This window comes from Burkholderia sp. LFS061, from assembly GCF_047978125.1.
Lineage (GTDB): Bacteria > Pseudomonadota > Gammaproteobacteria > Burkholderiales > Burkholderiaceae > Burkholderia > Burkholderia pyrrocinia_C.
This window is the reverse complement of record NZ_JBFPFS010000001.1, coordinates 144,405-162,226: the sequence shown is the minus strand read 5'-3', so window position 1 is coordinate 162,226 and position 17,822 is coordinate 144,405. Positions and strand designations below refer to the sequence as shown.

Below are 17,822 nucleotides of genomic sequence, written 5' to 3'. Positions count from 1 at the left end.
CCCTCGCGCCAATAGCGCAAGAAACGCCTTCCCGCAGCCAGCGAAACCCGGCACCGAAGTGAACGGGCGCTGGCGCCTGCCGCCGCGCTCCCGGCCGACTTCGAGCCGCCCGGCAAAGCGAACGAAATCGAACCGCGACATCATCCGTCGTCGGCCTTCGCCTGCAGATCCTTCAACCCCTGAATCACGACCAGCAGCGCGCGCCCGTGCTCGTCGGAGCCATCCCATGCGTCGACGATCGCGTCGCGCAGCAGGTCGTTATAGCGGCGGCGCGACGGCCCGGTATCGACACCATAGAAACTGCATAGCTTATTGAATGGCGCGCTGCGGCGCAGCCGATGCCCGTTCGACAGCCTCAGGCGCGACACGGTTGGCTGGCTGACCCCGCAAAGTCGCGCAATTTCGCTGGACGAGCGTGTATCTGCCATCAGGCGGCGCAACAGGTCTTGAACGGGAAAATCTTGGTCCGGGGCTTCCATGCGATGCATTATACCTATACAGTTACGGCTGTTGAATGGGCTTCCTGTCACCAGCGAGGCTGTATCCCGAGAAAGTTGATGACGCTGAAACACCTCCCACCCACGTTCTGCTGGACCAAGATCGGTACCGAGTCTGGCGAGGAACTGCCGACCGTCGTGCTCCGCAAGGAATGGGAGCGCCGGCTCGGGGGCGGGCGTTTTCTGTGGGGCATCAACCAGCCGCTCGGCAGCAGCGCGCAAGTCGCCGCGCATCGCACTGGCTCTCTGCTCGCGCTGTTTTCGCCGGTCGCATCGCGTCCGCGCGCGAGCGAGCGCAAGGACGCGCTGCTGTGGAATGCATGGGTCGACGCGAGCGGTCAGGTGCGGCCGCTTCCGCCGCACACGTTCATCGCGAGCCGCTCGACGCTGCCGTCGGGCCGTCGCCGCGAACAGCACTACGCGCTCGTGTGCGCGTCGTCCACCGCGCTGACGGTCGGCACGCAGTTGCGCGTGTTTCCCGATCACCTGCGCAGCGTGAGCACCGGCAAGCCGCTTGGCGCCGCACAGGGCGCGGCCGTGGTCGATTGCGTCGGGCGCGCGAAGGAGCAGACGGGCAGGAGCTATCCGCTCGCGCTGTCGGTCGAGCTCGAAGCGCCGTATTTCGTGCGGCTCGCGCAGCCGTGCGTGCTGAAGGCGCGCGATCTCGCGGAAGTGAACAAGGCGACGCGCGCAGGCGATTTCGATCGCTTCGTCGAGCTGGTTGCGCGCTTGCGCGGCCGTTCGCCGACGGATGCCGTGCGCGGCGTCACGCGCGACCTGTTCGACGTACCGCCGATCGAAACCGCGGCCGCGTATGTCGCACCCGCGCATGCAGCGCGATTGCGCAGCCGGCCGGCGGTCGAGCATCCGCGCGATCTCACCGGCGATCTGTTCGACCTGTCGTCGGGCGAGGCTGCTGCGTTCGGCGGCCTTGCGCATCCGCGCATCGGGCGCGCGTGACGGCAGGCGCGGAGCAGGTTGCACAAGAATTTGTTGCAATCTCGCCGTAGCGGATCGGCGAGCGCAGGGGGACAATCGGCACGAAGCGCGCTGCGCGGCGGCCGATGCGTCGACGATCGATGGATCGTGGTTCATGCCGCCGACATGCGCACCACGCACACTGAGCGTCGGCTTGCTTCACACTGCAATCCTGAGGGAGAAGTGTCGATGTCGACCCATATCTGTTCGCGGGAAGCCCGGGCCGCGCAACGCTTCGTCGAAGCGACGCGCAACGTCGATCAGGCCTTTCGAGCGGTACGCGGCGAAAGCGACGACGACGTCTCGTCGGCCGAATACGCACGCGCGATGTCGCGCCTCGATCGCGCGCTCGACGAGCTGGCGCGTGCGCAGGAAGTCTTCGATCGCGTGGTGAGTGCCGACGCGGCGCGCCAGATCTGATCCAGGCGTTGCCGCTTTAGTCGCGTCGATCGGCGCACTTTCTTTCTGTTGCCGGCTGCTGTTCGGCACGTCTGTCGTTCAATCCGACCGCATCGAATCGATACCGTTGAACCGCATTGCGCCACTGCGCGCGGCGTGCGCGTCAGCCCGCGCGCGTCATGCCCGGTGCAGGGAGGGCCGGATGGAACGCGTAGCCGCGATGCTGGAACGACGCCGCGAAGAACCGCATCTGGTAGCGGATTGCATTCGCCCAGTAATCCCAAGTATGGCCGCCGGGCCGCTCCGCATAGTCGTGCGGCACACCGAGCGCGACGAGCCGTTCGTGCAGCGTGCGGTTGGAGCCGACGAGCGCGTCGTCGCGGCCGCAATCGATCGTCACGTCGAGATGAGCACGCATGAACGTACGAGCGCTTTCGACGATCGCATTGCGGTTCCAGAACGACGGATGGCGGCCGGGATCGCCGAACACGTGGTCGATGCCCGGCTCGTCCTCGCAGCAGCGAGGATCGACCGCGCCGCTGATGCTGCCGACCGCGCCGAACGTGTCGGGCCGGTCGAGCGCGATGCGCAGCGCGCCGAAGCCGCCCATGCTGAGCCCGGTGATCGCGCGGGCGCGCTGGGTCGCGATCGTGCGGAAGTGCGAATCGACGTAGGACACGACTTCGTCGCCGACGAAGGTTTCGTAGCGGCTGCCCGAATCGAACGGGCTGTCGATGTACCAGCTTTCGTGTCCGCCGTCGGGCATCACGAGGATCACGCGGTAGCGGTCGGCCAGCGCGGCGATGTGCGTGTTCGACGTCCAGTCGGTATGGTCGCCGCCCGAGCCGTGCAGCAGATAGACGACCGGATAGCGTTCGCCGTTGCGGTTGGCGTGTGCGTAGTCGTCGGGCAGCACGACGGTCGCCCTGAGCGTTTCGCTCATCGCGGCGCTCGGGATCGCGACGACCCGCGCATGGAATGCGAAGGCAGGGCTCGTGACGGCGAGCAGCAGAAGCAGCCAGAAGGCGCGTGCCAGATGCATCGATCCTTGCATGTGTCGACCCTGTCCGGCGCCGGGGCACCGGGAAAACCCTGTTCGGACGACTCTAGCAACCGCACCTTTCAACCATATTTCGGCGAATCCTACGGGTTTGTCAGCAGGGCGGCGCACACATCGCACACACGATGCGCGCGACTGCCGCGCGAAACGCGTCGGGCCGCTCGGCCGGCATCAGATGCCCGCAGCGTTCGATCGTGTCGAAGCCGGCGCGGCGCGCGAGCGCCCGGTCCGGCACGTGCGAGCCTGCACGTCGAACGTGCCGACGAACCCGTGGATGAGGTCGACGGGCGCGGGCAGGGTCATCGGGCGGGCGCGGAAGGAAGGGGCGGCAACTCGAGTTCGGCGAGCAGCTCGTCGAGTTCGAGCACGTGCGTGCGGTCGTGGTGGAGCAGTTCGCGCACGAGTTCGTCGAGCGACATGCGGCGGATGCCGTCGCGCAGCCCGCAGCGCGCGAGCTGCGCGGGTTCCAGCGCGGCGGCCGTTGCGCACAGCGCGGCGCGGCCGGTGCGGAATGCGGCGACGGCACGGTCGATCGGCTGCGCGAGATAGTCGCGCTGCGCGGCGAGCGCGGTGCCGTCGATCGACGCGATCACCGGCAGTTCGACCGTTCGCACCGCGTCGATGCGTTCGGCGAACACCGCGTCGAGGTCGCGCAGGTGGCACGCATGCTCGACCAGCGAGAATCCCGTGCCGGCCGGGCGGCGCGTCCACAGCGCGGCCGGTACGTGCGCGGCATACGCGGCGAGCCGGTCGGGCATGCGGGCCAACTCGGCGACGACGTCGGCGAACGGCAGCGTTTGCGGATACGCGCTGAACACTGCGCCATAACTGAACAGCGTACCGCCGAGCCGCCCGCGCGCCTGCACGACGTCGTGGCCGTGGCGGCGCATGACTTCCGCGACCATCGCACCGCAGAACTGGCGGGCTGTCGTGTTGGCTTCGATTTCGGGGAAGTTGCGCGCGATCTCGTGCTGGATCGCGCCGATCGCGGCGACGCCGACGCGCGACAGCGCCGCGAATTCCGGATAGCGCTGGGGCTGTGCGATCAGCGCTTCGAGCTGGGTGCCGAGCGCGGTGGTGCGGAAACGGTCGAAACGGGAATGCATGGCGAACGGGCCTCACCTTGTAACGTGTCAAAACGATACGTTACAAGGTGAGATGTCGTCAACCGGTTCATTCGGGCGAGAGATGGTGCGACGCGACGCATGTCGGGCGCCGCGTCGCGCTTCGGCGCGATCCCGGGTGCGCGAGATTCGCGCCCGCCCGCCGGTCAGGATTTCTGCCGGGCGTCGATTCCCGCGCGTATGCGCGCTTCCTGATGTTGCAGCTCCGGCGTGAAGTCGTCGCCGAATTCCTCGAGCTCGAACAGCGGGCGGATCTCGATGTCGGAGTCGCCGGGCATCGGATTCGGGCAGCGCTTGACCCATTCGACGGCTTCTTCCATCGACTTGACCTGCCATAGCCAGTAGCCCGCGACGAGTTCCTTCGTTTCGGCGAACGGGCCGTCGATGACGGTGCGGTTCTTGCCGGAAAAGTGCACGCGCTTGCCGCGGCTGCTCGGGTGCAACCCGTCGGCGGCGAGCAGGATGCCGGCTTTCACCAGTTCTTCGTTGAAGCGGCCCATCGCGGCCAGCATTTCGGTGTCGGGCATCCGGGAGGACTCGGAATCGGCGGTCGCCTTGACGATTACCATGACGCGCATTGTCGTATCTCCTTGAACGGGAATCGGGGGTTGCCGCTGGTCGTGCCGACGGCAAAACGATCGGTTACGACAATACGACGCGCGAGAATGGCGCGAATCGACATCGTGCACGAAGAATTTTCGATGACGGGCGAACCGGCGGGCGCTGCCGCGGAGCGCCCCGTCAAAACTGGTATGCTGATCCTCACCACGTTTACGCGGAGGGTGCCATGGCTGCTAAAGAAGTCTCGAAGAAGAAATACCTGAAAATCCTGAACAAACGCCTGCGTGCCGAGCCGTCCGCCCCGGACGGCGCGTCGTTCGTGTTTTTCCCGCTGGGATCGAAGGCGAAGCACGCGACGGGCGTCGTGTCCTCCGACGCGCGTAGCAAGCGCGAGTTGGCGGTGATGGCCGCGGTCCAGCGCAAGGCGGCCGAAGAGTTCGTCGTCACCGGCGCCTGACCGGCATCCGTCATATCAACGCTTGCATCGCCGCCTGCGTGCGTTACGCGGCCGCCGCCTCGCAATACGCAATCGCACCGGCCAGCACGCGCGGGATGTCGTGCGTGATGGCCGGCCCGTGCATCGGCAGGATGATGTCGAGATCGAGCGCCTGGATGTGGCGCAGCGCGCTCGCCAGGTGCGCGAGCGACGGCAGATAGTCCGAGCGCTCGATCGAATCGACGATCGCCGGCAGCGGGTCGTCCGTTGCTTCGTCGTCGGCGCCGAACGCCTTCCCGGCCTGAAAGAAAATCGCCATCCGATCCGCGGATCAGGACACCTCGTCCGCTGCCGCTGCCGGATACCGGCCGCTGCCGCCGGCTTCGTCGCCGGCCGCCAACTGCTCCAGCGCGAGGCCCTTCGTCTCGATCCCGAGCGTCCACACGGCGACCGCGGCCGCGATGAACGACAGCGCGCCGAGCGTGAACACGCCGCCCTGGCCGAACACGGGCAGCACGAGGCCCACCACGTAAGGCCCGATCAGCGAGCCGACGCGCCCGATCGCCGACGCGAAGCCCGAGCCCGTCGCGCGCGCGCCGGTGCCGTACAGTTCGGGCGTGTATGTGTACAGCGCGGCCCACATCCCGAACAGGAAGAACTGCATCGCGAGGCCCGTACCGATCAGCAGCGCCATGCTGCCGCCGTACAGCGCGCTCTGGCCGTATGCGTACGCCATCGCGCCACCGCCGATCAGCGACGCGATGCAGGTCGGCTTGCGCCCCCAACGTTCGACGAGCCACGCGGCGCACAGGAAGCCCGGCACGCCGCCGAGCGAGATCAGCACCGTGTAGAACACCGATTTCGTGACTTCGAAGCCGGCCTGCTGCAGCAGCGCGCCGAGCCACGACGTGAGGCCGTAGAAGCCGAGCAGCGCGAAGAACCACAGCAGCCATACCATCACCGTGCGGCGGCGGTACACGCCGCTCCAGATCTCGCGCAGCGCGCCGCGACCGCGCGCGGCCACCGGTTCGGCGAGCCGCGACGGCGGCGGCAGCGTCGCGACGCCGGCCGAGCGCATCACCTTCGCCTCGATCGCGTGCATTACCGCGTCGGCTTCTGCGTGCCGACCCGCATGTTCGAGCCAGCGCGGCGATTCGGGCACGATGCGGCGCACGACGAGCACGAACACCGCGGGAATCGCGAGCAGCGCGAACACCGTGCGCCAGCCGAACTGCGGCAGCACGAAGTACGCGACGACGCCGGCCGTGATGAAGCCGAGCGGCCAGAAGCCGTCCATCAGCGCGATCAGGCGGCCGCGCTTCTCGGTCGGCACGAATTCGGACAGCAGCGTCTGCGCGACCGGGAATTCCATCCCCATCCCGATCCCGAGCAGCACGCGGTAGACGATCAGCGCGTCGACGCTCTGTGCGGTCGAGCACAGGTACGACGCGGCGCCCCACAGCACCATGCTCCACTGGAACACCGGCCGGCGGCCGAAGCGGTCGGCGAGCAGGCCGGCGACGGCCGCGCCGAGCACCATCCCGAAGAAGCTTGCGCTCGCAACGAGGCCGGCGGCCGCGGTCGATAGCCCGAACTCCTTGCGGATCGAGCCGAGCACGAACGTCATCGTGCCGAGATCGACCGAGTCGAAGAAAAACGCGATCGCGATGATGAAAAAGATCCGCTTGTGATAGCCGGAGAACGGCAGGCGTTCGAGCCGGGCGGCGGCGGAGGCGGGAGCGGTGGCGGCGGGCATTGGCGTCCTCTGAAATGAAAAAGGGCCTCGCAGCGCATGCTCCAAGGCCCCGATGCTTCGGTATTCAGTAGACGCGACCACAAAATGCCGCATCAGAGGAAAAGCGCCGCCTGCTTGCCCAAATGCGTCATTGGCGGGCGGCGCGGGATGAGTCGGTTGGCGTCAGTTCTTCAGCTTGTATCCGGTGCGGAACATCCACGCGACGATCGCGAGCAGGATCACGAGGAACAGCCCGGTTGCGGCGAGGCTGATCCACACATGCACGTCGGCGAGCCCGTAGAACGACCAGCGGAAGCCGCTGACCAGATACACGATCGGGTTGAACAGCGTGATGATGCGCCATGCGGGCGGCAGCATGTCGACCGAATAGAAGCTGCCGCCGAGGAACGTGAGCGGCGTGATGATCAGGAGCGGCACGAGTTGCAGCTTCTCGAAGCTGTCGGCCCAGATGCCGATCACGAAGCCGAACAGGCTGAACGTGACCGCCGTCAGCACGAGGAACAGCACCATCCAGAACGGATGCAGGATGTGCAGCGGCACGAACAGGCCGGCCGTCGCGAGGATGATGACGCCGAGCAGGATCGACTTCGATGCGGCCGCGCCCACGTAGGCGATCACGATCTCCCAGTACGACACGGGCGCGGACAGGATCTCGTAGATCGTGCCCGTGAAGCGCGGGAAGTAGATACCGAACGACGCGTTCGAGATGCTCTGCGACAGCAGCGACAGCATCACGAGGCCCGGCACGATGAACGACCCGTAGCCGATGCCGTTCACGTCGCTGATGCGCGAGCCGATCGCCGAGCCGAACACGACGAAATACAGCGACGTCGAGATCACCGGCGCGATGATGCTCTGCATCAGCGTGCGGCGCGTGCGGGCCATTTCTGCGCGGTAGATCGCGCGGATTCCATGAAGATTCATGTGCGTCAGGCTCCTTGTGCGCCGTTGCGGCGGTTGTCGATCAGGCTGACGAAAATATCCTCGAGCGAGCTCTGCGTCGTGTGCAGGTCGCGAAAGCCGATGCCGGCCGAGCCGAGCGCGTTGATCAGCGTCGCGATGCTCGCGTCGTCGCGCTGCGAGTCGTACGTGTAGACGAGCGCGGCGCCGTCGTCCGCTCGTTCGAGCCCGAACGGCGCGAGCGCGGGCGGCACGTCCGCGAGCGGCTGCTCGAGCTGCACGGTCAGCTGCTTCTTGCCGAGCTTGCGCATCAGCTCGTGCTTTTCCTCGACGAGCACGAGCTCGCCGCCGAGGATGATGCCGATCCGGTCGGCCATTTCCTCGGCTTCCTCGATGTAGTGCGTGGTCAGCAGGATCGTCACGCCGCTTTCGCGCAGCGAATCGACGAGCTTCCACATGTCGCGGCGCAGCTCGACGTCGACGCCGGCGGTCGGCTCGTCGAGGAACAGGATGCGCGGCTCGTGCGACAGCGCCTTCGCGATCATCACGCGGCGCTTCATCCCGCCCGACAGCGTCATCAGCTTGCTGTCGCGCTTGTCCCACAGCGACAGCGCCTTCAGCGTCTTCTCGATGTGCGCGGGATCGGGCGCCTTGCCGAACAGGCCGCGGCTGAACGACACGGTCGCCCACACGGTTTCGAACGCGTCGGTGGTCAGCTCCTGCGGCACGAGGCCGATCATTTCGCGGGCCGCGCGGTATTGATCGCGGATGTCGTGGCCGCCGACCGTCACGCGGCCTTCGGTCGGCGTGACGATGCCGCAGATCGAGCCGATCAGCGTCGTCTTGCCGGCGCCGTTCGGCCCGAGCAGCGCGAAGATCTCGCCGGGGCGGATGTCGAGGGTCACGTGCTTCAGCGCCTGGAAGCCGGACGCGTAAGTCTTGGAGAGGTCGGAGACGGAAAGGATCGGTTGCATGCTCACGGATGGCACGGCCGGCCGGCGCGACGGTGTGCGCCGCACGTGCCCGGAGTCGCCGCCGCTGCGAAGCGGCCGGGATCGGGGACGGCATGGCGAACGGGCGTCATGTCGAACGGCGTTGTGGTGCGGGATCGCGGGACCGCCATATTAGCAATCGGTAGATGGAAATGCATTTCGGTGGAAAGGCCATGCGTTGTCGGTGCCGGATTTGCTTGAAATGGCCGAGTGTTGCTCAATAGAGTGGTGCTTTGTTTGAGTTGTTCGAACAATTTGGCCTGTTTCCGGCGAACCGGACGGTGATTGCGTTTTCTCGCGGCCGCGCGGCGGCCGGCCCGCCGACTGTGCTGCCCGAACGCCTCTGCGCCGTACCGGGACGGCATGCCTGGCGCTCGCGATAATGCGTTCCTTTCACGGTTCACGGAGCGGGGCGAATGTCTTTGATCGATTTCAAATCCGTTGCGGCTGCGCAGGCCGCCGCGTGGAAATCCACGATCGTCGGCGAGGTCGGGCCGGCCAGGATCAAGGTGTTGCGCATGGATGCGCAGCCGTACGAAGCGGAAGTGCACGACTACAACGAAGGGCTGCTGGTGCTCGACGGCCAGCTGATGCTCGAAGTCGGCGCGGAAACGGTCGTGGTCGAGGTCGGGCAGATGTATCTCGCGCTCGCCGGCACGCGCCACGCGGTGCTGCCCGGCAGCCACGGTACGCTCGCGATCATCGACGTGTAAAAGGTTGCGCGCCGCGTTCGCGGGGCCGCCTGCGGGCCGGCTCGCCCGCCCGGCTCGGAAAGCGGCTGCCGCGCAAGCCCGTCGCGCGGCCCATCTATTTGTCTGAGCAAATAAAATGAAGGCCGTTTGAAAAACTGTCAAACACCGTGAAAACACTAGGATCGTGCGGTTCCGGCCGTTTGGAACTCTGCATCCATTTACTTGTGCGTATCGTCCGATCATAGTCTCGTCAAACGACGCATCACGATAACGAATCAAGCGTACGTACGGAGACCAATTCATGCGACGCGTATCCGCGGGGCCAACCGGACTGCCGTTTCCCAGTTTTTCGCTGAATGCAGGCGCGACATACGTCGTCAGCCTGCGTTGCCGCATCGCCGTGTAGCGGCGCACCACTTTCCGTTTCGATCGTTCCGACGGCGCCGTGCCGCATGACGGCGCCGCGGGAACGCGCTTGTCTGCCGCCGCGGCTTTCGTCGCATTTGCATGAGCTGCAGGGCGGTTGCATTGCGAACACCATCATGCGCCGCGCGCTCGTGCGGCGGCGCGATACCAACCGGCGAGCCATGCAGCCCGTCCGGACGAGACTTGCCGTACCTGTAAAGGAGGGGTTGATGATTTGCATTCCTGAATGGCGGAAGGTAATCCTGTCGTGCGCGGTGCTGGCGCTGCCGTTCGTCGCCGGTTGCGGCGGCGGCGACGATCCGGGGCCGATCAACGTGCCGCAGTGCTCGGGCAGCGCATGCGGGCCGAGCGGCGCGATCACGCAACCGCCCGTCGTGACGAAGCTGTGTCCCGATTCGCTCGATTACACGACGACCTACACGGGTGGCGCCGGCAGCGGCGAATACGTGAAGGTGAAGTTCGACACGACGAAGCTCACGTATCAGATGCAGTTCATCGAATCGTCGGTACCGACGTCGGCAGGGCAGGTCAACAACACGCGCGCGGGCCTGACGATCAGCGGCGCATTCCATCATCCGACCAACCTTCCGACCGCCGAGCAGAACCGCTGCGCGTTCGTGCTCGACAGCGGCGCGACCAGCGACGGCGCGTATTCGGTGACGATCAAGCGTACCGATCCGCCGATGCTGTTCGTCGGCAATGGCGTGGTTGGCGGCGGAATTCCGGGGGCGACGATCGCGTTCCAGGGCATCGAGCCGATTCCGGGTTTTGTCCTTGGCGTGGTGCCGTCGCGCACATTCGATTTCTATCCGTTCATCGGCTTTGTCGAAACGGAAACCGACTTCACGAAGGTCGCGGGCAATTACAACGAAGTCGGTATCCATTTGTCGCCGGTCGGCGGTACCGCCCAGGATGCGAACGGGGCTGTCGGCTGGGAGCCGGACGTCGTCAACTGGAACCAGACGTTCAATGCGGACGGTTCGTGCACGATCATGCAGGGCAGCGACTACTCGTGCCAGACGACCGGGTCGCCGTGGACGCTGCGCAAGAACGCGGACGGGTCGGCGGACAACGTGTTCGTGAGCAATGCGGTGGCGAACCCGTTCGGTACGGTTGCGTATCCGGTCGCCGGGCAGGCGCCGGGCCTCGTGATCGTGACGCCGAGTCAGGCGAAGGGCATCATGATCGTCGGCAAGCTGAACGGCGTACGGGTGCCGATCGTGATTCGCGTCGGCTATACCCATGTGGATACGAGCAATCCGCTCGCCTCGGTCGCCGATGCCGAAGTCGGGATCTCGATGCTCTCGTCGTCCACAGCGATTGCCGCGAACTCGCTGAAGGGCGGTTACATCGGCGCGACGAGCGCATCCGCATGCGGTGTCGTGACATCTACCGGTGTGGGGAACACCATCGCGCAGTCCGGCCCGAGCTTCGATAACCAGGTGCCGCACCCGGATCTTCCGGGCACCTTTGCCAACGGCTTCTTCATGGCGGAAGCGGGTAGCTGCAACGACGGCACTGCCGTGTCGACGATCTCCGCGAACTACACGTCGACGTTGTTCCAGGGCGGCACCGCGGCATTCATCGATCCGCAGACGTCTTCGGTGACCTCGCAGTTTGCGCTCGACTACACGCAGGCGTCGCCCGGCAAGATCAAGGTCACGGCCAACAGCGATTTCAACGCGAAGGGCGCAAGCGGCAATGTCGCGATCTTCAAGAAGGGCGACACGGGCTGGATCGTGACGGCCGGCAACGTTTACGCAATGGTCGTCAACAACAGCCAGGTCAACCCGTTCTTCACGGTCGGCGCGTTCGTCCAGTAACTGCGTACCGAACAAGTCACGCCGGCGGCGCATGCGTCGCCGCCGGCGAATCGAATTTCAAGAGGATTCCTATGAATGTGAAGCAATGGATGGTTGCGGCCTCGCTCGCACCCGTGCTGGCTGCGTGCGGCGGCGACGGCGACCCGCCGCCCGCGCCGGCGGTCCGGCTGTGCCCGCAGACGATCGACTACAGCACGGTATTCATCGGCGGCTCCGGGTCGGGCGAGCTCGTGAAAGTGCAGCTCGACACCACGAAGATGACGTTCCGGATGACCTACCTCGCATCGCCGGTGCCGACTACCGCGGGCACCGTGCAGCCGACGCGCGACACGGCGCCGGCCAACGTCGTCGACGGCACGCTGGCCGACGAAACGGGCCTGCCGACGGTGAAGCTGAACCAGTGCACGTTCCGGATGCAGAACGCGAGCCTCGATCCGAGCCGGCCCGCGCGGCTGTTCCTCGGCGAAGGCGTGCTGGGCGGCGCGATCCCCGGCGCGACGATCCAGTTCGACGGCGTGATCGGCGTCGGCAGGATTCCGAAGACGACGTTCCCGTATTACCCGTTCATCAGCTTCTCGTCGCTGGAGACCGACCTGACGAAGATCGCCGGCACCTACAACCAGCTCGGTTATCACCAGGTGCCGTCGCAGAACTTCCAGCCGGTGGCGCTCGATCAGAAGGTGACGATCAACGCGGACGGCAGCTACGTCGAGACCGACAACTTCGGCAAGAAGAACGGCGGGCAGCCGCTTGCGTCGAGCACGACCGTGAACCAGCCGTTCACGCTGCGTCCGGATGCGCCGGCGTTCCAGTCGCTCAACTACCAGCCGCAGATTCCGCCGACGCTCGCCGCGCTCGATCCGGCGAAGGCCGGCAAGGGGATCCTGATCGTCGGCAAGCTGCGCAACCAGCTCGTGCCGATCTTCATCCGCACCGGCGCCGCGAACGCGGACCTTACGCAGGGCCCGCCGAGCGCGGACGACGAATCGGGCATCTCGTTCCTGAGCCCGCAGACGGCGATCGCGCTCGGCTCGCAGAACGGCGAGTACACGGGCGTCGACAGCGCGTTCAACTACCGCGCGACCGCGCTCGTCGGCGCGCAGGCCACGCTGCTCGATCCGTTCAACGCGTCGCAGGCCGCGCTCACGCGCGCACTGAACCTCGACTTTACGCAGAAGGTGCCGGGCGTCGTGACGACCGTGCATGCGGATGCTGCGTCGGGGCCGGCGACCGGCAAGTTCGTGTTCACCGGCGGCGTATTCGGGTTCCTCGACATGGCCGATACGAGCAATCCGTACTTCACGGTCGGCGCGTTCGTGCAGTGACCACACCCGGACGGAGACACGGCGGCGTCGCGCGCGGATGCGCGGCGCCCGGACAGAATGAGAGGGAGACTTCATGAAGAAGCTGATTGTCGCGGGTGTCGTCGCAGGCGTGTCGACACTCGCATCGGCCCAGCAGGCGGGCGACAACGTCGCGACGCTGGGCTGGCTGCACATCATGCCGCAGGATTCGACCAACGGCCTGACGACGAATCTCGCGAACATGCCGATCAACGGGCCGCTGCGCCTGCCCGGGTCGTTCACGTCGCCGGGCACGAGCCTGACGGTCAACAACGCCGATACGGTCGGCCTCACGCTTACGCACTTCTTCACCGACCACATCGCGGTGACGTCGGTGCTCGGCGTGCCGCCCGAGTTCACGCTGACCGGGCACGGCGTGATCCGGCCGCCGGGTCCGGCCGGCTCGCTCGGTTCGGTCGACATGGACAAGACGTCGAATCAGCCGGCGGTGAAGAACGCGCGGCAGTGGAGCCCCACGATCATTCTGCAGTACTACTTCAATGCGCCGACGGCGAAGTTCCGCCCGTTCGTCGGGATCGGCGTGGCCTACAGCTGGTTCAGCAACATCGAGCTGAACGGCAACTTCGCGAAGGACATCAACGAAAACCTCGGCAGCGTGCTCGCGGCCGGCGCCGGCAAGCCGGGGCCGACGTCGGTGGAGGGCAAGGCGTCGTCGTCGTTCACGCCGGTCTACAACATCGGCGCGAGCTATGCGATCGACAAGCACTGGGGGCTCACTGCGACGCTGACGTACATGCCGCTGAAGACGTACTCGTCGCTCGTGATCAAGGCGGCCGACGGTTCGACGCTCGCGACCACGCGCACGCGGCTGAAGGCCGATCCGCTGATCACGTTCGTCGGGATTTCCTACAAGTTCTGAGCCGACCGGCGCGCATGACGCGTGCCGGCGGCTTCCTGCGACCGGCTGGCCGGGCTCTTTCGGCCGGACGGTTGCGTTCCTGGCGGCGTGCCGCCATTTGTGAAGAGAGGGGGCAGTTCAAATGAGCATTCGCAAAATCGTATCGCTTGTTGCTGCAGTGGCATTCACCGCGGTTTCGGCCGCGCCTGCTTTCGCAGTCACCGTTTCGCGCGCTGACGGGCAGCCGATGAACCCGAACGGCGAGCCGTTCTCCGTATCGGGGCTCACGACGCTGAGCAAGGGATCGATCAGCGCAAACTGTACCGCGACGTTCAACGGGACGATCACGTCGACCGGCATCGTTCACATCACGTCGACGCAGTTCGCCGGAGGCGCCACGTGCGGACTGATCAGCGGCAGCGCGAGCAGCACGTCGCCGTGGACGGGCCAGGCCGACAGCACGACGCAGCTGTCGATCAACAACGTGCAGGTGAACGTCGCGCTGCTCGGCGCGTGCGGCCCGAGCAAGGTGGTAACGGCATGGAACGATCCGAACTCGTCGCTGACGTTCAATAACGCTGCATTGACGCCGAATTGCACGGTGTCCGGCACGGTCACGACGTCGCCGAAGTTCCACGTGCAGTAAGCGTCGCGGATCGAAGCGGGGCGTCCGCCGTGCGCGAGGCCGTGCGGCATGCGCGGCGGGTTTCCGCAGCTTCGATGCATTCGAGCCGTCGCGCGTATCGGCGCGACGGCCGATTGGCCGCCCGCATCGCGATCCGATGCGGGCGGACCTGCAAGGTCGGCACGGTGTACCGTGCGGACTGAAACGACATTATTCCAATTGGCCAGAACACTCCCGGACGACCCATGCTCACCGACCCAGCGAAGTATGGTGATGCCCGCGGCGCGACGCCTGACCGGCTGCGCACGGCCGCGTGGCTGCAGTACCTGATCGAACATCTCGACGCCGCCGCTTGCGCACCGGCGGCGGGCGACACGGCAGTCGTCGCGTCATACGCGATACGCATGCGGGCAGGCGAGAGCCTGTCTCGTGACGCAGCGGCCGTTCTTCACGGGCTTGCGCCGTGGATCGCAACGGATGGCGGCGGCTGCGCTTGCGACCCGGCCGACGTGCTCGGCGCGTGCTCGCATGTGCCTTCCGCGCGGCAGCTTGCCGAAGCCGAACGCTGTTGCCCCGGCTCGCGCGCCGTGTTCGATGCGGCGCACGGCGTGATCGATGCGTGCGCATTCGACGATCCCGATGTCGGCTGGGCCGCGCTCGCGCGGATTGCCGGCGGTGTCGAATGCAACGGCGAAGACGCTGGCGAACGTACCGCACATGAAAGAGAAGAGCATGGCGAGGCGCCGCCTGCGCAGAACCTGAGAGAAAAGCTGGCTGTCATCGCGGCGGCGAGTGCGGAAACGTCGGCCCGTCACGGTGCCATCATCGACGCGATCGTGCTGCGCATGTGCGGCCCGCGCGACGACGCATCACGCATCGACGAGATGGCCGCGCTCGCGATGTTCTCGGCCGCGCTTGCCGCAGGCAACGGGATCTCCGTTGCCGCGTATGGTGGTCAGCACAACCTCGTCGCGCGGGCGATCCGTACGAATCGCGCCGATCTCGCATCGGTGGACGGGTTGCTTGCCGCGCTGTCCGTGTGCCGGCTCGACCGACTCGCCGGCGCGGGCAGCTTCTGGGCGTACTACCTGCTGACGGGCATCGTGATCGCCGCGCCGGACGCGGTGCGCGAAATCGGCCGTCGTTTTCATGGCGACACATGGCAGACGTGGCTCGACGACGTGCTCGCGTGGCCGGCGGTCAGCCGTTTCGGGCCGAAGGAGGATGTCGCGTTCGAACGCCTGCGCGACGCGATGAGCCTGACGTCGCGATGGAACCCGATCGTCCGCGCAAAGCGGGTGCGGACGCGGGCCGTGGCGACTGCCAGGTTCGGCGAAGACGCGGAGAAGGCCCGCTGACACTCGGCTTTTGCCGACATGAAGCGACATGACCTGCGCGCGAGCACCCGTTCGCGCTGAAATACGGCACCCCATTCGCGCGCGCGAGTGGGGCATGAAGCGGCGGCGCCCCTAGCCGCCACGCGCGGTCGGCGCCTCCCGCCGACCGCGCGGCGGAGGCAGATCCGGGCCGCATCGTCCGGACGCAGTATGATTCCGCAGACGATGCCGGCGATCGATCGATTCGGAGTACCCGCCCGCACCTCCGAAGATCCGCCAAGCTTGTCGAAAGCCGGAAGCGAGACGCAGTCGCGTGAGAGCGCCGCTGCCGAACCCGCGTCCGGATCACCTTCATCGAAACGGTCAGTCAGATGTCAAAGCACAACAAAAAAATTCTTCTCCTGAGCGTCAGCGCCGGCGCCGGTCATACCCGCGCGGCCGAAGCGATCCGCGCATTTGCCGACAGCCATCCCGCCGGCATCGAAGCCACGCACCTGGACGTGATGGATTTCGTCTCCACCGGCTTTCGCAAGCTGTACACCGACCTCTACATCAAGCTCGTCAGCAGCCAGCCGGCGCTGTGGGGCTACCTGTACCAGAAGACCGACGAGGTCGATCCCGCCGCGCCGTCGCAGAAGATCCGGCGCGCGATCGAGCGGCTCAATTGCCGGCAGTTGCTCGCGGAAATCGAACGGCAGCGCCCGGACGCGATCATCTGCACGCACTTTCTGCCCGCCGAACTGCTGTCGCGCGAGATCCGCAAGGGGCGCGTCGACACGCCGGTGTGGGTGCAGGTCACCGATTTCGACCTGCACAGCATGTGGGTCGTGCCGAACATGCGCGGCTATTTCGCGGCCAACGACGAGATTGCGTGGCGCATGCACGCGCGCGGCATGGCGCCCGAAACGGTGCACGTCAGCGGTATCCCGATCATGCCGGCGTTCGGCCGGCCGCTCGATCGCGCAGCCTGCGCGGCAGAGTTCGGCCTCGATCCCGCGCGACCGACGTTCCTGATGATGTCCGGCGGCGCGGGTCTCGGCGGGCTCGACGTGCTGGCGACGCGGCTGCTGGAGATGGACGCCGATTTCCAGTTGATCGCGCTGGCCGGCAAGAACCAGACGATGCTGGCGTCGCTGCAGACGCTCGCCGCGCAGCATCCGGGCCGGCTCTTTCCGCAGGGTTTCACGCAGCAGGTCGAACGCCTGATGGCCTGCGCCGACCTCGTCATCACGAAGCCGGGTGGCCTGACGACGTCCGAATGTCTCGCGATGCAGCTGCCGATGATCGTCAACTCGCCGATTCCCGGCCAGGAGGAGCGCAATGCGGATTTCCTGCTCGAACAGGGCGTTGCGCTGAAGGCCATCGACGACGATGCGCTCGTCTACCGGATCCGCGCGCTGCTGCAGACACCGGAGCGCCTGGCCGACATGCGCCGCCGTTTGGCCCCGCTCGGGCGGCCGCTGGCCGGACGCTTCGTGCTCGATCGCGTACTCGGCCTGGAGCCTGCCGCATGAGCGTCGCGCGCTTTGTGCCGACGCGCCAAACGCTGTTCGTCGTCGCATGGGTCATGTTGCTCGCGTTCTTTTTCGCGAACGTCGAGATCCAGATCGAGGGCAGCGCGGGGTGGGCCGCCAACCTGCCGACCTGGCGCATCGACAAGCACTGGCTGCTCGACATCTTCTGGGGCGGGCGCCCGATGACCGGATACCACGCGTGGGTGTTCCCGTTCGTCGCGCTGTTCTTCCACCTGCCGCCCGTATTCAACGGGCGCTGGTCGTGGCGCATCGAAGCCCGCATCATCGCGTGCATCATGGTGTTCTGGCTGACCGAGGATTTTCTGTGGTTCGTGCTGAATCCGGCCTACGGTCTTGCCCGCTTCAACCCGGTGCACGTGCCGTGGCATGTCCACTGGCTGGGCGTGGCACCCACCGACTACTGGACCATGAGCGCCGCCGCGATCGTCCTGTTCATCCTGTCGCGCGAGCGCAAGCGCGCATTCCACTGAACACCGAAC

General features: G+C 66.4%; 19 protein-coding genes and 1 pseudogene. 11 read left to right on the top strand and 9 right to left on the bottom strand.

Translation table 11 applies throughout. From position 1 onward, the window contains the following. Positions 1-140: 140 nt before the first annotated feature. Positions 141-479: a helix-turn-helix transcriptional regulator gene (locus tag ACNQQL_RS00785; RefSeq protein WP_347062867.1), complete on the bottom strand. Its 339-nt coding sequence runs from the start codon at positions 477-479 to the stop codon at positions 141-143. A gap of 78 nt (positions 480-557) precedes the next feature. Here ACNQQL_RS00785 and ACNQQL_RS00780 point away from each other — a divergent pair, with 78 nt between their 5' ends. Both ACNQQL_RS00780 and ACNQQL_RS00775 read left to right on the top strand, forming a co-directional pair. Next, positions 558-1,457, top strand: a complete 900-nt coding sequence (locus tag ACNQQL_RS00780; protein ID WP_347062866.1) for a hypothetical protein — start codon at positions 558-560, stop codon at positions 1,455-1,457. Positions 1,458-1,664: 207 nt separating this feature from the next. Next, positions 1,665-1,895 (top strand): hypothetical protein, encoded by a 231-nt coding sequence (locus ACNQQL_RS00775; RefSeq protein ID WP_072442034.1) that lies wholly within the window; start codon positions 1,665-1,667, stop codon positions 1,893-1,895. A gap of 142 nt (positions 1,896-2,037) precedes the next feature. Here ACNQQL_RS00775 and ACNQQL_RS00770 read toward each other — a convergent pair whose 3' ends face one another. The 4 genes and pseudogenes from ACNQQL_RS00770 to ACNQQL_RS00755 all read right to left on the bottom strand — a co-directional run bounded on the left by ACNQQL_RS00770 (position 2,038) and on the right by ACNQQL_RS00755 (position 4,636). After that, complete coding sequence (locus ACNQQL_RS00770; RefSeq protein WP_347062964.1) at positions 2,038-2,916, bottom strand: alpha/beta hydrolase family protein; 879 nt, start codon at positions 2,914-2,916, stop codon at positions 2,038-2,040. A 112-nt stretch (positions 2,917-3,028) separates the two neighbouring features. Continuing rightward, positions 3,029-3,184 (bottom strand): annotated as a pseudogene (locus ACNQQL_RS00765) (alpha/beta hydrolase); the annotation flags it as partial. A 49-nt stretch (positions 3,185-3,233) separates the two neighbouring features. Then, positions 3,234-4,040 (bottom strand): DinB family protein, encoded by an 807-nt coding sequence (locus ACNQQL_RS00760; protein WP_347062865.1) that lies wholly within the window; start codon positions 4,038-4,040, stop codon positions 3,234-3,236. Between the two features lie 164 nt (positions 4,041-4,204). Next, a complete protein-coding gene (locus ACNQQL_RS00755; RefSeq protein ID WP_347062864.1) occupies positions 4,205-4,636 on the bottom strand; it encodes a YciI family protein in 432 nt (143 codons plus the stop codon). Between the two features lie 209 nt (positions 4,637-4,845). Between ACNQQL_RS00755 and ACNQQL_RS00750 the strand changes: the two genes are divergently transcribed. Further along, the gene (locus tag ACNQQL_RS00750; protein WP_347062963.1) at positions 4,846-5,076 is read left to right on the top strand and encodes a hypothetical protein; all 231 of its coding nucleotides are present in this window, start codon (positions 4,846-4,848) and stop codon (positions 5,074-5,076) included. 43 nt (positions 5,077-5,119) lie between these two features. Here ACNQQL_RS00750 and ACNQQL_RS00745 read toward each other — a convergent pair whose 3' ends face one another. The 4 genes from ACNQQL_RS00745 to ACNQQL_RS00730 all read right to left on the bottom strand — a co-directional run bounded on the left by ACNQQL_RS00745 (position 5,120) and on the right by ACNQQL_RS00730 (position 8,685). Then, on the bottom strand, positions 5,120-5,374 hold the full coding sequence (locus ACNQQL_RS00745) for a hypothetical protein (protein ID WP_347062863.1): 255 nt from the start codon (positions 5,372-5,374) through the stop codon (positions 5,120-5,122). A 12-nt stretch (positions 5,375-5,386) separates the two neighbouring features. Continuing rightward, complete coding sequence (locus tag ACNQQL_RS00740) at positions 5,387-6,811, bottom strand: MFS transporter (RefSeq protein ID WP_347062862.1); 1,425 nt, start codon at positions 6,809-6,811, stop codon at positions 5,387-5,389. Positions 6,812-6,973: 162 nt separating this feature from the next. Further along, the gene (locus ACNQQL_RS00735; protein WP_085038800.1) at positions 6,974-7,735 is read right to left on the bottom strand and encodes an ABC transporter permease; all 762 of its coding nucleotides are present in this window, start codon (positions 7,733-7,735) and stop codon (positions 6,974-6,976) included. Positions 7,736-7,740: 5 nt separating this feature from the next. Further along, positions 7,741-8,685 (bottom strand): ABC transporter ATP-binding protein, encoded by a 945-nt coding sequence (locus ACNQQL_RS00730; RefSeq protein WP_072442024.1) that lies wholly within the window; start codon positions 8,683-8,685, stop codon positions 7,741-7,743. Positions 8,686-9,119: 434 nt separating this feature from the next. Between ACNQQL_RS00730 and ACNQQL_RS00725 the strand changes: the two genes are divergently transcribed. From ACNQQL_RS00725 to ACNQQL_RS00690, 8 genes are all read left to right on the top strand, one after another. Continuing rightward, a complete protein-coding gene (locus ACNQQL_RS00725; protein WP_347062861.1) occupies positions 9,120-9,416 on the top strand; it encodes a cupin domain-containing protein in 297 nt (98 codons plus the stop codon). 614 nt (positions 9,417-10,030) lie between these two features. Then, the gene (locus tag ACNQQL_RS00720) at positions 10,031-11,644 is read left to right on the top strand and encodes a DUF2957 domain-containing protein (RefSeq protein ID WP_347062860.1); all 1,614 of its coding nucleotides are present in this window, start codon (positions 10,031-10,033) and stop codon (positions 11,642-11,644) included. Positions 11,645-11,715: 71 nt separating this feature from the next. After that, positions 11,716-12,969 (top strand): DUF2957 domain-containing protein, encoded by a 1,254-nt coding sequence (locus tag ACNQQL_RS00715; protein WP_347062859.1) that lies wholly within the window; start codon positions 11,716-11,718, stop codon positions 12,967-12,969. A 73-nt stretch (positions 12,970-13,042) separates the two neighbouring features. Further along, positions 13,043-13,867, top strand: coding sequence for an OmpW/AlkL family protein (locus tag ACNQQL_RS00710; RefSeq protein WP_072442016.1), 825 nt, complete (start codon positions 13,043-13,045; stop codon positions 13,865-13,867). Positions 13,868-13,988: 121 nt separating this feature from the next. Then, entirely contained in the window at positions 13,989-14,492 is a 504-nt protein-coding gene (locus ACNQQL_RS00705; protein ID WP_034180772.1) for a hypothetical protein, read from the top strand. A 224-nt stretch (positions 14,493-14,716) separates the two neighbouring features. Next, positions 14,717-15,829 (top strand): hypothetical protein, encoded by a 1,113-nt coding sequence (locus ACNQQL_RS00700; protein WP_347062858.1) that lies wholly within the window; start codon positions 14,717-14,719, stop codon positions 15,827-15,829. A 350-nt stretch (positions 15,830-16,179) separates the two neighbouring features. Beyond that, positions 16,180-17,322 carry an MGDG synthase family glycosyltransferase gene (locus ACNQQL_RS00695; RefSeq protein ID WP_072442013.1) on the top strand — a complete coding sequence of 381 codons (1,143 nt, stop codon included), beginning with the start codon at positions 16,180-16,182 and terminating at the stop codon, positions 17,320-17,322. Next, a complete protein-coding gene (locus tag ACNQQL_RS00690) occupies positions 17,319-17,813 on the top strand; it encodes a hypothetical protein (protein ID WP_347062857.1) in 495 nt (164 codons plus the stop codon). Before ACNQQL_RS00695 ends, ACNQQL_RS00690 begins: the two co-directional genes overlap by 4 nt. The last annotated feature ends 9 nt before the right edge of the window (positions 17,814-17,822 follow it).